The following is a 13,470-nucleotide window of genomic DNA, read 5'->3' on the forward strand; positions in this document are numbered from 1 at the left end:
GCCGGCCATCGGCGTTCTGGAAGGCGGGGTTACAGCAGGATGTGGTCTATCGGCTGCGGCACCGGCGGGCGCTCGCGCTCGCCCATGGCTTCGCGCAGGCTGATCTCGATGGTGGTGGCGAGGGCGCCGATGGGCAGGTCGTTGGGCAGGGTGCCAAACGGTTCCTCCAGTTCGCTGCCCAGGGCATCGAGGCCGAAGAAGGTGTAGGCCACCAGCGCGGTGGCGAGCGGCGTGCCCCAGCCCAGCACGTCGGCGAAGCCGAACGGCAGCAGGAAGCAGAACAGATAGGCGGTGCGGTGCAGCAGCAGCGTGTAGCCGAACGGCACCGGCGTCGTCTTGATGCGCTCGCAGGCGGTCAGCGTCTCCGACAGGTGGGAAACGGTGTCGTCGAGAAGGCGGTATTCGATGTCGGAGAGGGTGCCGGCGTTGCGCAGGCCGGCCAGCACCACACCCATCTGGTGCTGCAGGACCTCGGGCGGGTTGTGGCTGGCGGCGATCGCCGCGCCGAGGTCCGCCGGCAGGGTGCGGGCGAGATCGGCGCCGTCGCCGCCGGGGCGCAGGTGGATCACCAAGGCATGGGGAAAGGCGATGGCGATGGCGACCAGCCGGCGTCGGGCGGCCTCCGCCTCCGCCCCCCGCCCTTCGAGCAGCAGCGTGCGTCGCGTCAGGTCGCGGGCGGCCAGCAGCAACTGGCCCCAGGCCTTGCGGGCCTCCCACCAGCGGTCGTAGCAGGCGCTGTTGGAGAAGCCGAGGAACACCGAAAGGGCGATGCCGAGCAGGGCATAGGGCGCGCCATTGAAGCTGGGGATGAGGCCTGGGTTGCGCCCGTGGGCGAACACCACCAGCGCCGACAGCGCCATCACCACCATCACTTGCGGAAAGATCCGCTGCAGCACCGAGCCCCTGAGGATGAGGAACAGGCGCAGCAGGCCGGGGCGTTCGCGCACGATCATAGGCCGGGTCCTGTGTTGCGCCCCCGGCCGGCGCAGCCGGCGGGAGTCTTGAAGGCCATCCGCTCCGGATGCTGGGTCCGGACGGGCGCCGGCACGCCCGATCGTCCCGCCCCCGGGGATCGGAGCCCCGGAGCGCGGCCTGCCGGAGGCACGTGGCGGATCAGCCGGCGGCTGCGGCGAGCGCCGCGAACGCCTGGTCGAGATCGGCCTTGAGGTCGGCGACGTCCTCGAGCCCGATGTGCAGGCGCACCGCCGGACCTTCCACGTCCCATTCGGTGGCGGTGCGGTAGTCCCTGCAGTCGAACGGAATGGCCAGGCTCTCGTAGCCGCCCCACGAATAGCCCATGCCGAACAGCTTCAGGGCATCGAAGAAGGCGGCGACGGCGGGTTCCGGCACATCCTTGAGGATCAGGCTGAACAGGCCGGAGGCGCCGGAGAAGTCACGCTGCCACAAGGCGTGGCCGGGGTCGGACGGCAGCGCCGGATGCAGCACCCGCGACACTTCCGGGCGCTCCTGCAGCCATTCGGCCATCTCGATGCCGGAGCGCTGGTGGTGGGCAAGGCGCACCGCCAGGGTGCGCAGGCCGCGCGCGCCAAGCGCCGCGTCGTCCGGCGAAATGGTGATGCCGAGGTTGCCGTGGGTGGTGATGACCTTTTTCCACGCCGGCCCCACCGCGGAGATGGTGCCGAGGTTCAGGTCGGCGTGGCCGCCGATGTACTTGGTGCCGGCCTGGATGGAAATATCCACGCCCACCGCATGGGGCTTGAAGAACAGCGGCGTGGCCCAGGTGTTGTCGATGAGGGTGGTGATGCCGCGGCCCCGGGCGACGGCGGCGATGGCCGGCACGTCCTGGATCTCGAAGCTCTGGGACCCGGGCGATTCGAGGAAGATGGCGCGGGTGTTGTCGCGGATGAGGGATTCGATGCCGGCGCCGATCAGCGGATCATAATAGGTGGTCTCCACCCCCAGGCGCTTCAGCGTGCTGTCGCAGACGGTGCGGGTGGGGCGGTAGGCGGTGTCCACCATGAGCAGGTGGTCGCCGGCGCCGAGCACCGAGAGCAGGGCGATGGACACCGCCGACAGGCCCGATGGGGTGAGGGCCACGCCGTCGCCGCCTTCCAGGGCCTTGAGCGCGGCCTCGAGCCCCTCCGTGGTGGGATTGCCGCGCCGGCCATAGCTGTAGCGGCCGCGATGATGGATCAGGTCGTCATAGGTCGGCGACAGCACCGTGGAGCCGCGTACCACCGGCGTGTTCACGAAGCCGTCGAACCGCTTCGGGTCCCGCCCGAGGTGCACCACCTGGGTGGCGGGCCCCGGGGCCGCGTTCCTGCCTTCGTCTTCCGCACCCGTCATCCCGGCCTCCTCTTTCGTCCTACCGCATAACCACTGCGTCTCTATTGACCATGCCGCAACATCGGTCTGTGATGGGCGGGATAGACGCCCCGGGCCGCCGCGTCGAGACTTGACCTCAAGCATGGATCGGCGGGGACGTCATCCCAAAGAAGGAACCTTCCGTGAAACGCTTCCTCCTCGCAGCAGCCGGACTTCTCTCCCTGGTCGGCATCGCCCAGGCCGGCACCCTCGATGACGTCAAGACCCGGGGTGCCCTCAACTGCGGCGTGTCTCAGGGCTTGCCGGGCTTCTCCACGCCCAACGACAAGAACGAGTGGAGCGGCTTCGACGTGGATTTCTGTCGCGCCGTCGCGGCAGCCATCTTCAACGACCCCAACAAGGTCAAGTTCTCCCCCCTCTCGGCCAAGGACCGCTTCACGGCCCTGACGTCGGGCGCCATCGACGTCCTGTCGCGCAACACCACCTGGACCATGTCGCGCGACACCACGCTCGGCTTCAACTTCGCCGGCGTCACTTATTATGACGGCCAGGGCTTCCTGGTGCGCAAGTCGCTCGGCCTCAAGAGCGCCAAGGAGCTCGACGGCGCCTCGATCTGCGTGCAGACCGGCACCTCCAACGAGCTCAACGTCTCCGATTACTTCCGCGCCAACGGCATGAAGTTCCGCGAGGTGATTGCCTTCGGCACCCTCGACGAGACCGTGAAGGCCTATGAATCGGGCCGGTGCGACGTGTTCACCTCCGATCGCTCGCAGCTCGCGGCGGTGCGCCTCAAGCTCACCAATCCGGCTGACCACGTGGTGCTGCAGGAAACCATTTCCAAGGAGCCGCTGGGTCCGCTGGTGCGCCACGGCGATGACCAGTGGTTCGACCTGGTGAAGTGGACCTATTTCGCGCTGCTAGATGCGGAAGAGCTGGGCGTGACCCAGAAGAACGTGGACGAACAGCTGAATTCGCCCAATCCCGAGATCAAGCGCCTGCTCGGCACCGACGGCAAGTATGGCGAGGGCATCGGCCTCACCCCCGACTGGGTGGTGCGCATCGTCAAGGCCACCGGCAATTACGGCGAGATCTACGACCGCAACCTCGGTCCCGCCACCCCGCTCGGGCTGGAGCGCGGCCTCAACAACCTCTGGAACAAGGGCGGCATCCAATACGGCATGCCGGTGCGCTGAGCCCGGCCGCGCCGCTGCTCACGACGACAACGGGAGCGGGCCACGGCCCGCTTCGGCCTCATAAATATAAGGAGGCCCTTGAGGCTTCCGAACCTCCGAGGGTTTCATGTCGGATGCTCGCCTCTCTGACCCCGGCGCCACGCCGAGGCGGCGCTGGTCGTGGACGGACCCCAAGCTCAGGAGCTCGGTCATCCAGATCGTGCTCGGACTGATCCTGGTCTGGCTCGCCTGGTCGTTCTATGCCAACGCCGCCGCCAACCTGTCCCGGCTCGGCATCGCCTCCGGTTTCGGCTTCCTGGACGACCGCGCCGGCTTTGCCATCAGCCAGTCGCTCATTCCCTACAACGAGAACATGAGCTACGGGCGCGCCTTCCTGGTGGGCCTGCTCAACACGCTGCTGGTGGCCTTCTTCGGCATCATCCTTGCCACCATCATCGGCTTCCTGGTGGGCGTGGCGCGGCTGTCCAAGAACGTGGTCATCAAGGCGCTGGCCTCCGCCTATGTGGAGATCACCCGCAACCTGCCGCCGCTGTTCCAGATCATGTTCTGGTACCTGGCGGTGCTCGCCGCCCTGCCGACCCCGCGCCAGAGCTGGGGCCTCGGCCTGCAGCCGATCTTCTCGGCGCTGGCGTCCGGCCTGTCCGCCATCGGCCTCGGCGCCCTGGCGAGCCCGTTCGCCGGCGCCGCCGAGGCGATCGGCACTCCGGCGGTCTATGTCAACAACCGCGGCCTGATGCTGCCGCGTCCCATCTTCGGCGACGGCTCCGGCGTCATCCTCATCGCCCTCGTCGTGGCGGTGGTGGCCAGCCTCATCCTGGCGCGCTGGGCCAAGACGCGGCGCGAGGCCACCGGCCAGCCGTTCCCGGTGTTCTGGACGTCGCTGGGGCTGATCGTGGCGCTGCCCCTCGTCGCGGCGGCCGCCGCCGGCTTTCCGCTGCACCTGGAGGAGCCGCAGTTGCGGGGCTTCAATTTCGTGGGCGGCGTCAGCGTCATTCCCGAATTCGTGGCGCTGCTGCTGGCGCTTGCCACCTACACCGCGGGCTTCATCGCCGAGATCGTCCGCTCGGGCATCCTGGCGGTGTCCAAGGGGCAGAGCGAGGCCGCTCATTCGCTGGGGCTGCGCAGCGGGCCGACCCTGCGGCTGGTGGTGATCCCGCAGGCCATGCGGGTGATCGTGCCGCCGCTCACCAGCCAGTATCTCAACCTCACCAAGAACTCGTCGCTGGGCGTTGCTGTGGGCTATCCCGATCTGTTCGCGGTGTTCGCCGGCACCACGCTGAACCAGACCGGCCAGGCCATCGAAATCATCGCCATGACCATGGCGGTGTACCTCGTCATCTCGATCGTCACCTCCCTCGTCATGGGCTGGTACAACAAGCGCGTGGCGCTGGTGGAGCGGTGAGGCCATGAGCAACCCATCTCCCTCTCCCTCCGCCGCCGCCTTCGTCTCGCCGGTGTTCCGCGAGCCGGAGCCGCCGCCCGTGTCCAATCGCGGACCCATCCGCTGGGCCCGCGCCCATCTGTTCGGCTCGGTCCCCCAGGTGCTGCTCACGGTGTTCGGCCTGTGGCTGCTCTATGCGGTGATCCCGCCGCTGGCCCGCTTCTTCATCATCGACGCGGTCTGGAGCGGCACCAACCGCACCGCCTGCCTGCCGGCCGATGTGGGCCATCCGGTGGGGGCGTGCTGGCCGTTCATCTGGGCTAAGATCAACCAGTTGGTCTATGGCTTCTACCCGGCCGAGGAGCGCTGGCGGGTCAATCTCGTCTATGCCCTCGGCGCGGTACTGCTGCTGCCGCTGCTGATCCAGAAGCTGCCGCACAAGCGCCTCAACGCCATTTTGTTCTTCGGCGTCTATCCGGTGGTGGCGTTCGTGCTGCTCACCGGTGGCAATCTCCAGCTCCAGCGCTTCGTGCTCGGCTACCTTGGCTTCGACGGCCTGTTTCCCGCCGGCGCGACGGTGTTCGGCCTGTCGGCGGCGTTCTGGGCGGACTTTGTGGTGTCGAGCGCGCTGCTGGCGCTCGGCGCGGCGGCGCTGGCGCACGTCGTGGCCGGGCGCGGTGCCGGGCGCGGCGCGGCGCGCAGCACCCTCGCGGTGCTGGCGGTGCTGGGCGTGGTGCTGCTGGCGGTGGACCTCAACGTGGGCCTCGCCCAGGTCGAGACCCGCCTGTGGGGCGGCCTGCTGGTGACACTGGTGATCGCGGTCACCGGCATCACCGCCTCGCTGCCGTTCGGCATCCTGCTGGCGCTGGGGCGGCGCTCCAAGCTGCCCCTGGTGAAGATCGCGTCGGTGGTGTTCATCGAGTTCTGGCGCGGCGTCCCGCTCATCACGGTGCTGTTCTTCGCCACCTACATGCTGCCTCTGTTCCTGCCCGGCCAGCTCACCATCGACGGGTTGCTGCGGGCGGTGGTGGGCGTCGCCCTGTTCGCCTCGGCCTATATGGCGGAAGTGGTCCGCGGCGGCCTTCAGGCGATCCCGAAGGGACAATACGAAGGCGCCATGGCGGTGGGGCTGCGGCCGAGCCTGATGATGCGCCTCGTGGTGCTGCCACAGGCGCTGAAGCTGGTGATCCCCGGCATCGTCAACAACTTCATCGGCCTGTTCAAGGACACGACGCTGGTGCTGATCGTCTCCATCTTCGATCTGCTCGGCGCCATGCGGGCCGCCTTCACCGATCCCAACTGGGCGACGCCGACCACCCTGTTCACGGGCTTCGGCTTCGCCGGCATCATCTATTTCGTCTTCTGCTTCGGCATGTCGCGGTACTCCATGGCGCTCGAAAAGCGCCTCGACCGCGCGCAACGTCATTGAAAAGGGAAAAGGCCATGACCACCAAGTCCATGACCACCGATCCCGTGATCGCCGCGTCCGAGGCCGGCGCCCCGAAGATCGCCGTCGAGATGGTCGGCGTGAACAAATGGTACGGCGAGTTCCACGTGCTGCGCGATGTGAACCTCACCGTGCAGCGGGGCGAGCGGCTCGTCATCTGCGGGCCGTCCGGCTCGGGCAAGTCCACCTTGATCCGCTGCATCAACCGCCTGGAGGAGCACCAGAAGGGGCGCATCGTCGTCGACGGCATCGAACTCACCGACGACCTGAAGCGCATCGACGAAGTGCGGCGCGAGGTCGGGATGTGCTTCCAGCACTTCAATCTGTTCCCGCACCTGACCATTCTGGAGAATTGCACGCTGGCCCCCATCTGGGTGCGCAAGACGCCCAAGAAGGAGGCGGAGGATGTGGCCATGCACTTCCTCGAAAAGGTGAAGATCCCCCACCAGGCGCACAAGTATCCGGGCCAGCTCTCCGGCGGCCAGCAGCAGCGCGTCGCCATCGCCCGTGCCCTGTGCATGCGCCCGCGCATCATGCTGTTTGACGAGCCGACCTCGGCGCTCGATCCGGAGATGGTGAAGGAGGTGCTCGACACCATGGTGGAGCTGGCCCAGGACGGCATGACCATGCTGTGCGTGACCCATGAAATGGGCTTCGCGCGGCAGGTGGCGAACCGGGTGATCTTCATGGACGCCGGTCAGATCATCGAGATGAACGAGCCCAACGCCTTTTTCTCGAACCCGCAGCACGAGCGCACCCGGCTGTTCCTCAGCCAGATCCTGCACTGAGACCGGTGGCCCCGGTTTTCCACCGGGGCCACGCCCGCGCAAGCCGGGCTTGAGCGGGGGAGCGGTGTCGCAGGCGGGCGATCTGCCCGCGGCCGGCGCCGTTGCCGCCCGCCCGTCCCGGAACTGGCGATCCGCCGGGCGCCCCGGCCGTCGGCCTTACACGCCGATGTTGTCGATGAGCCGGGTGGTGCCGAGCCAGGCGGCGGCGAGCAGGCGGATCGGCTCGCCCTCGGCGCCGGTGAGCGGCGCCAAGGTTTCGGCGTGGCGGGCGGCCACATAGTCCACCTTGAACCCTTTGGCGGCCAGGGTCTCGGTCGCCCGGGTGGTGGCGTCCTGCGCGGCGGCACCGCCGCGGATGTTGAGGGCGGCCGCCTTCAGCGCCGTATAGATGGCCGGCGCGGTGGCCCGTTCCGCCGCGCTGAGGTAGGCATTGCGCGAGGACAGAGCGAGCCCGTCCGCCTCGCGGGTGGTGGGCACGGGCACGATCTCCACCCCGAGGTCCAGATCGCGCGACAGGCGGGCAACCACCTTGAGTTGCTGATAGTCCTTCTCGCCGAAGGTGGCGAAGTCCGGCCGGCATTGGATGAACAGCTTGCCCACCACAGTTGCGACCCCGGCGAAGAAGTGCGGGCGGAAGTCGCTCTCCAGCCCCTCGGCCGGGCCGGCGACGCTGATCCGGCTCGTAAAGCCGGCCGGATACATCTCCGCCGGGCTCGGGGCATAGACCGCGTCGGCACCGAGCGTGGCGAGCTTTTCGAGGTCCGCTTCGAAGGTGCGGGGGTAGCGCGAGAAGTCCTCGGTGGGGCCAAACTGGGTGGGGTTCACGAAGATGGAGACCACCACCTTGTCGGCGACCTCGCGGGCCCGGCGCACCAGCGCCATGTGGCCCGCGTGCAGCGCGCCCATGGTGGGCACCAGGGCGATGCGCGCCCCCTGCGTCCTGTAGGCGCCGGTCAGCGCCTTCAGGTCCTGAACCGTCTCCACCACCGTCGGCGTGCTGGCCATTGTTCCGCGACTCCCCGTTTCGGGCGGGGCGGACCCTAGAACGTGCCGGCCCGGGAGGGAAGCGCCCTTGGCGCATGCCCTTGGCGCATGCCCTTGGTGCGTATCTTTGGCGCGTGGCTTTGGCCCGTGCCCTTGGTTCACGCCGCGCGGCCCCCATTTCAGGCGCATGCGCAGGCCGGGGGTGGTGTCGGCGCGGGTGAAGGGGTTCCATGGCGCGTTCCGAAGACAAGACAAAACACGATGTCTCCGCCGCGACCGGCGTCAACGCGCCGGCCGCGCCCTCCGCCGCCGGCGACATCGCCCGCTTCCTGGGCGAGGTGCGCGCCATGGCGCCGGCGCGCGCGGGCGTCGGGCGGGGCCGGCTGGCCTTCGCCCTCGATGCCACCGCCTCGCGCGAGCCGACCTGGGCGCTGGCGTGCGAGATCCAGGCCGACATGTTCGCCGCCGCCGCCGCCCATGGCGGGCTGGACATGCAGATCGTCTATTACCGGGGCATGGATGAGTGCCGTGCCTCGCCGTTCGTGGGCGACGGGGCGACGCTGCGCCGGCTCATGGGCCGCATTGCCTGCGAGGGCGGGCTGACGCAGATTCATCGCGTGCTCGGCCATCTGGAGCGCGAGGCGGAGCGCTGCGGGCTCAAGGCGGCGGTGTTCGTGGGCGATGCCCTGGAGGAGGACGCCGACGCGCTGCACGCCGCCGCCGGTCAGCTGGCGCTGCGCGGGGTGCGTCTGTTCATGTTCCAGGAGGGCGACGACCGGCGGGTGGAGCGGACCTTCCGGGCGCTGGCGAAACTCACCGGCGGCGCCTATTGCCGGTTCGATGCCCGTGCCGGGCATCACTTGCGCGCCCTGCTGTCGGCAGTGGCGGCCTATGCGGCCGGCGGCCGCCCGGCGCTGGAGGCCCGGGGCGATGCCGGGGCGCGCCAGCTGCTGCTGGCCCTCGGCGGCAGTTGATGCCGGCTCGGCTCCTCTGGACCGGGACGCGCCGACCCGCCGACCCCTGGAAGTGGGGCGCGGCGCGACGTGCCAGCATCGGTGTGCCGCGTGGCGCCCGCCGGAGCGCCACTGCGGTGGTCAGCGCCGGCCGCATGGGGGCCATGGCGCTGCCCTGTTCATGTCCAGGCCCTGGTCGCGAGGCGGGTCCATGCCTGCTATCCATCACCGGCTTCTGCTCCAGCGCGCGCTGCGCTTGAGCGCCACCCGCTCGGCATCGGGCAAAGACCGAGGCCGATGGTATAAGGCCAACGACAGGACAAGGGCAGGGCAACGACAGGTCAAGGGCCGGCGCGGGCGCGCGCGGCTTCAGGGAGCGACACGTGATCAGTCTCATCGCCGGCGCGCTGCTGCTGGCCATCGGCCTTTACGGCCTCAAGGTCTGGACCAAGGCCGATCCCAAGGCGCTGGCCGGAATGCTCATGCGGGCGGTGGCCTATTCGGCGCTGGCGGGTGCGGTCGGCGCGCTGCTGCTGGGGCGCTTCGGCGCGGCCGTGCCGCTGGCGATGGCGGGGCTGGCCCTGCTGGGGCGGCTCGATCCGGGCGGCGTGGGGGGCTGGCTTGGCGGCCTGTTCCGGAAGTCGGCGGCGCCGCGAACCTCGCAGGTGCGCTCGGCGCTGCTCGAGATGGAACTGGACCACGCCCGCGGCACGCTCACCGGGCGGGTCATCGCCGGCGCCCATGCCGGCGCCGCGCTGGACGATCTCGACCTGCCGACCCTCCTGGCGCTGCGCGCGGCGTGCGACCCGCAGTCCCTCGCCCTACTCGAAGCTTATCTCGACCGCCGGGCGCCCGCTTGGCGTGAACACGCTGAGGGCGATGCGGGTCGGGGGAATATGGGTGGTATCGCGTCGGGCGGCGGGGCGATGACCGAACAGGAAGCCTACCAGATCCTTGGGCTTCAGCCGGGGGCGGACCCCGGGGAGGTGCGCGCCGCGCACCGTTCCCTTATGAAAAAGCTCCACCCCGACGCCGGCGGTTCCAGTTACCTGGCGGCGCGGATCAATCAAGCCAAGGATCTGATCCTGCGCAAGCATGACTAAGTCTCTCTCCCGACGTCCTCAGTTCTTGATAGTCATGCAGGCAAACGCGTTACGCTGGAGTAAACGGCAGGCTTCCTTGGCACCCTTCTCGTCGAAGCCGGCGAAGCGGGCGCGATAGAGGGCGGTTGAGCCTTTCGTGACCTTCTCGGTATAGGGGTCGGCCTTGCCAAGGGCGGCGCGGGCCTTGCTCTGCGCCAGGTCGAGCTTGGCGCGGGCCTCGGTCTCGGCCCCAAAGGCGCCGATCTGGATGGACCAGCCGCTGCGGGCGCTGCCGGGGGTGCTCCGCTCCGGCCGTTCCGGCGCGGCCACGGGGGCGAGGGAGGCGGTGCGCACGGGCTTCTCGGGCGCGGCGGCTTGGGTGGCCCGGGGCTCCGGCGCGCTGCGGACGGGAGCCGGGGAGTCTTGCGCGGCGACGAGGGCGGTGCGTTCGGCGAGGGTGGCCGGGCGCGGCGGTGGCGCGTAGCGGGCGGTGTCCTTGGCGGCTTCGGTCGCCGCCGCGACCGGCTGGGCGACGGGCTGGGGCTTGGGCGCCGGCGGGCGGGCCCGGCCTTGGGCGACGGCGGTGTCGCCGGCCGGAGCCGCGCCGGCGGGTTCCATGTAGCCGAGCACGCCCGCGGAGGTGCTGAAGCCCCGCGCGGCGGCGGTGGCCGAGGCCGCCGCCGAGGTGGCCGGCGCGGCGGCGTTGGCGGCCACCGCACGTTGGATGGCCACGGTCTTCACCGCCACCGGCCGAATGGGCTCCGCCGATCCGCTCTTCACTCCCGCCGATGTGGGGATGGAGGCTGTGGTGGCCGGGTCTGCGTTCAGCACGGCATATTGCGGCTTGGGCAGGGGGGCCACGTCATGGGCGGGCACCGCCTCGCGCGCCACCGGCTGCGGGGTGGGCGCCATCCCCGCGAACAGGCCGCCGTTCTCGGTGACCTTGGGCGCGGTGCGTCCACCGGCATAGGCGCGCGGGTAATTCTCCGCCAGCAGCGAGCGCATGCGGGAATCGCGGGAGCCGGCGCTGCGCCCGCCCAGCACCACGGCAACCAGGAAGCGGTCGTCCCGCTTCATGGAGGTGAGCAGGTTGAAGCCGGAGGCCTGGGTGTAGCCGGTCTTGATGCCGTCCACGCCCTCCACCGCGCCCACCAGGCGGTTGTGATTGCCGATCGCCTCGCCGCGATAATAGAAGGTACGGGTGGCGAAGTAGCGGTATTCCTTGGGGAAGCGGTCCTGGATCGCGCGGCCGAGGGTAGCGAGGTCGCGGGCCGTGGTCAGCTGGTTGGGATTGGGCAGGCCGGAGGCGTTGCGGAAGGTGGTGCGGCTCATGCCGAGCGCCCGCGCCTTCTGGGTCATCATGTCGGCGAAATTGCTCTCGGAGCCGCCGATGGCTTCGGCGATCACCACCGCCACGTCGTTGGCCGAGCGCGTCACCAGCGCCTTGATGGCATCCTCCACCTCGATGGTGGAGCCGGGACGCACGCCCAGCTTCGACGGCGACTGCGAGGCCGCCTTGGCCGATACCGGCAGGTCGCTGGACAGCTTCAGGCGACCCGCGTCCAGCTGCTCGAACAGGAGGTAGAGGGTCATTACCTTGGTGACTGAGGCAGGATGCCGCAGGGCGTCCGCGTCGTCCTCATAGAGCGGCCGGCCGGTATTGGCGTCCACCACGATGGCGGAGGAGCCGTAATGCCAGCGGCCGGCCTCATCCTGGGTGGCGCGCGGCGGGCTTGTGGTCCGGCGCTGTGCCGTGGTCTTGCGGGCCTTGCTGCTGCTCTTTGTGCTCTCGACCTGGGCCTTCTTGCGCGGCCGGGCCTCGGCCGTGGTCGTCGAGAGGACGAAGCCGGCAAGAGCAGCCACGGCAAGGGCTTTGGTCAGGAGCGAAAGGCTCGCGGAAGCTGTACGCATGGACAAAGGCCCCGTCTTGGCGGTCGCTGCACTGCTTGATCCCGCGCCGACACGACGCGCAGGCGTGGTGCGCGAAGGGTGCCGCTGAACGAACGCGGCGGGGGAAGGCGACCAGGGAAGAAGCCTAAGAAGGCGGAGTTACCAAGGCGTGAATCCGGCCGCGTCGGGGCTGTTGTGCACTGCACAAAATTTGTTGACATCCATGCTGCAGTGCATATTCTCATATTCGAGCGGGAACGCTCCGCTCACTCGGCAACGGCAGAACCGGTGCTCCCACCGGCCTAGAGGAATGAGGACTCCCATGGTGCAGAGCGCAGAAGAGCTCCAGCAGCTCAGCAAGGACAATATCGAGAACGCCCTCAAGAGCTTCGGCCTGCTCTCCAAGAGCGCGCAGGCGATCGCTGTCGAAGTGGCGGACTACACCAAGACCTCTTTCGAGCAGGGCACCGCCGCGCTTGAGAAGCTTCTCGGCGCCAAGTCGGTGGACCAGGCCATCGAGATCCAGCAGGCCTATCTGAAGAGCGCCTACGAGGGCGCGGTGGCCCAGGCCACCAAGATCGGCGAGCTGTACACCGAGCTGGCCAAGGAAACCTACAAGCCGTTCGAATCCGTGTTCAGCAAGGTCGCGCGCTGAGCCTTCCGCCGGTCCAGCCCCGACGTTCCATCTGCCCGTGACGTTGAGGGACGAAAGTCCAAAAGGCCCGACCTTGCGTCGGGCCTTTTCTATTCCGACATAGTGCTGGCCATGGCATGCTGAGGGGGATCGACCGCGCCGTGAGGGCGAGGCGCTGAGCCGGCGGCGGGTCAGGCGGTCCGCGCCTTGCGCGGCGCGCCAAGGCGGGGGTAGGACGGGGTGTCTGCGTGCTCGCGCAGGCCCGGGCCTTTTCCATGATTATGCGGATGTGCGCCAAAGCCCGCCCCCGTGGCCGGCGCGGCGGGCGAGGACGCGATGGATATGATCGCGACGGACATGATGCACGAACGATATTCTTCTCATCCGCCGGCATTCATGGCGGGACCCGATACCAATCGACGAGACGGCAGCGGGACGGCGGTCATCAGTCGCACCCGCCCGCAGACCAAGCGCCCGAGCCTTTATCGGGTGCTGCTGCTGAATGACGACTACACGCCGATGGAATTCGTGGTGCATGTGCTGCAGCGCTTCTTCAGCAAGAACACCGATGAAGCCAATCGCATCATGCTTCACGTTCACCACCACGGGGTGGGCGAATGCGGCGTCTTCACCTACGAAGTGGCGGAGACCAAGGTGACGCAGGTGATGGATTTCGCCCGCAAGCACCAGCATCCGCTCCAGTGCGTGATGGAAAAAAAATAGCGCGGCGCGAACCGGGCGAGGCGATGAATTTCAAGGCGTGGCGGGAGGTTGCGAGTTCGGTTTTCGGCGCGGCGGCGCGCATCGGCGCATCGGGGGACTTGCGCACTGC

12 protein-coding genes are annotated in these 13,470 nt (G+C 68.9%); 8 read left to right on the forward strand and 4 right to left on the reverse strand.

The genetic code is table 11. The features are described 5' to 3' along the window. Positions 1-29: 29 nt before the first annotated feature. Together V5F53_RS00925 and metC are read right to left on the reverse strand one after the other, a co-directional pair. Positions 30-953, reverse strand: a complete 924-nt coding sequence (locus V5F53_RS00925; RefSeq protein WP_393995904.1) for a bestrophin family protein — start codon at positions 951-953, stop codon at positions 30-32. Between the two features lie 160 nt (positions 954-1,113). Continuing rightward, complete coding sequence (metC, locus tag V5F53_RS00930) at positions 1,114-2,307, reverse strand: cystathionine beta-lyase (RefSeq protein ID WP_393995905.1); 1,194 nt, start codon at positions 2,305-2,307, stop codon at positions 1,114-1,116. 161 nt (positions 2,308-2,468) lie between these two features. On the opposite strand from metC, the gene V5F53_RS00935 reads away from it, so the two are divergent. The 4 genes from V5F53_RS00935 to V5F53_RS00950 all read left to right on the forward strand — a co-directional run bounded on the left by V5F53_RS00935 (position 2,469) and on the right by V5F53_RS00950 (position 7,095). Further along, positions 2,469-3,479 carry an amino acid ABC transporter substrate-binding protein gene (locus V5F53_RS00935; protein ID WP_393995906.1) on the forward strand — a complete coding sequence of 337 codons (1,011 nt, stop codon included), beginning with the start codon at positions 2,469-2,471 and terminating at the stop codon, positions 3,477-3,479. 106 nt (positions 3,480-3,585) lie between these two features. Beyond that, positions 3,586-4,881: an amino acid ABC transporter permease gene (locus tag V5F53_RS00940; RefSeq protein ID WP_393995907.1), complete on the forward strand. Its 1,296-nt coding sequence runs from the start codon at positions 3,586-3,588 to the stop codon at positions 4,879-4,881. A gap of 4 nt (positions 4,882-4,885) precedes the next feature. Beyond that, positions 4,886-6,289, forward strand: a complete 1,404-nt coding sequence (locus tag V5F53_RS00945; RefSeq protein WP_393995908.1) for an amino acid ABC transporter permease — start codon at positions 4,886-4,888, stop codon at positions 6,287-6,289. A gap of 29 nt (positions 6,290-6,318) precedes the next feature. Beyond that, a complete protein-coding gene (locus V5F53_RS00950) occupies positions 6,319-7,095 on the forward strand; it encodes an amino acid ABC transporter ATP-binding protein (protein WP_393995955.1) in 777 nt (258 codons plus the stop codon). A gap of 156 nt (positions 7,096-7,251) precedes the next feature. On the opposite strand, the gene panC is transcribed toward V5F53_RS00950, so the two are convergent. Then, positions 7,252-8,100: a pantoate--beta-alanine ligase gene (gene panC / locus V5F53_RS00955; protein WP_393995909.1), complete on the reverse strand. Its 849-nt coding sequence runs from the start codon at positions 8,098-8,100 to the stop codon at positions 7,252-7,254. Between the two features lie 209 nt (positions 8,101-8,309). On the opposite strand from panC, the gene V5F53_RS00960 reads away from it, so the two are divergent. Next, positions 8,310-9,053, forward strand: a complete 744-nt coding sequence (locus tag V5F53_RS00960; RefSeq protein WP_393995910.1) for a VWA domain-containing protein — start codon at positions 8,310-8,312, stop codon at positions 9,051-9,053. A gap of 365 nt (positions 9,054-9,418) precedes the next feature. Continuing rightward, complete coding sequence (locus V5F53_RS00965; protein WP_445329441.1) at positions 9,419-10,135, forward strand: DnaJ domain-containing protein; 717 nt, start codon at positions 9,419-9,421, stop codon at positions 10,133-10,135. An 18-nt stretch (positions 10,136-10,153) separates the two neighbouring features. On the opposite strand, the gene V5F53_RS00970 is transcribed toward V5F53_RS00965, so the two are convergent. Next, the gene (locus V5F53_RS00970) at positions 10,154-12,025 is read right to left on the reverse strand and encodes a serine hydrolase (protein WP_393995912.1); all 1,872 of its coding nucleotides are present in this window, start codon (positions 12,023-12,025) and stop codon (positions 10,154-10,156) included. Positions 12,026-12,326: 301 nt separating this feature from the next. Between V5F53_RS00970 and V5F53_RS00975 the strand changes: the two genes are divergently transcribed. Together V5F53_RS00975 and clpS are read left to right on the forward strand one after the other, a co-directional pair. Then, positions 12,327-12,659 carry a phasin family protein gene (locus V5F53_RS00975; RefSeq protein WP_393995913.1) on the forward strand — a complete coding sequence of 111 codons (333 nt, stop codon included), beginning with the start codon at positions 12,327-12,329 and terminating at the stop codon, positions 12,657-12,659. 375 nt (positions 12,660-13,034) lie between these two features. After that, a complete protein-coding gene (gene clpS / locus V5F53_RS00980; protein WP_393995956.1) occupies positions 13,035-13,361 on the forward strand; it encodes an ATP-dependent Clp protease adapter ClpS in 327 nt (108 codons plus the stop codon). The last annotated feature ends 109 nt before the right edge of the window (positions 13,362-13,470 follow it).

The sequence above is a fragment of the Xanthobacter cornucopiae genome, from assembly GCF_043195065.2.
Lineage (GTDB): Bacteria > Pseudomonadota > Alphaproteobacteria > Rhizobiales > Xanthobacteraceae > Xanthobacter.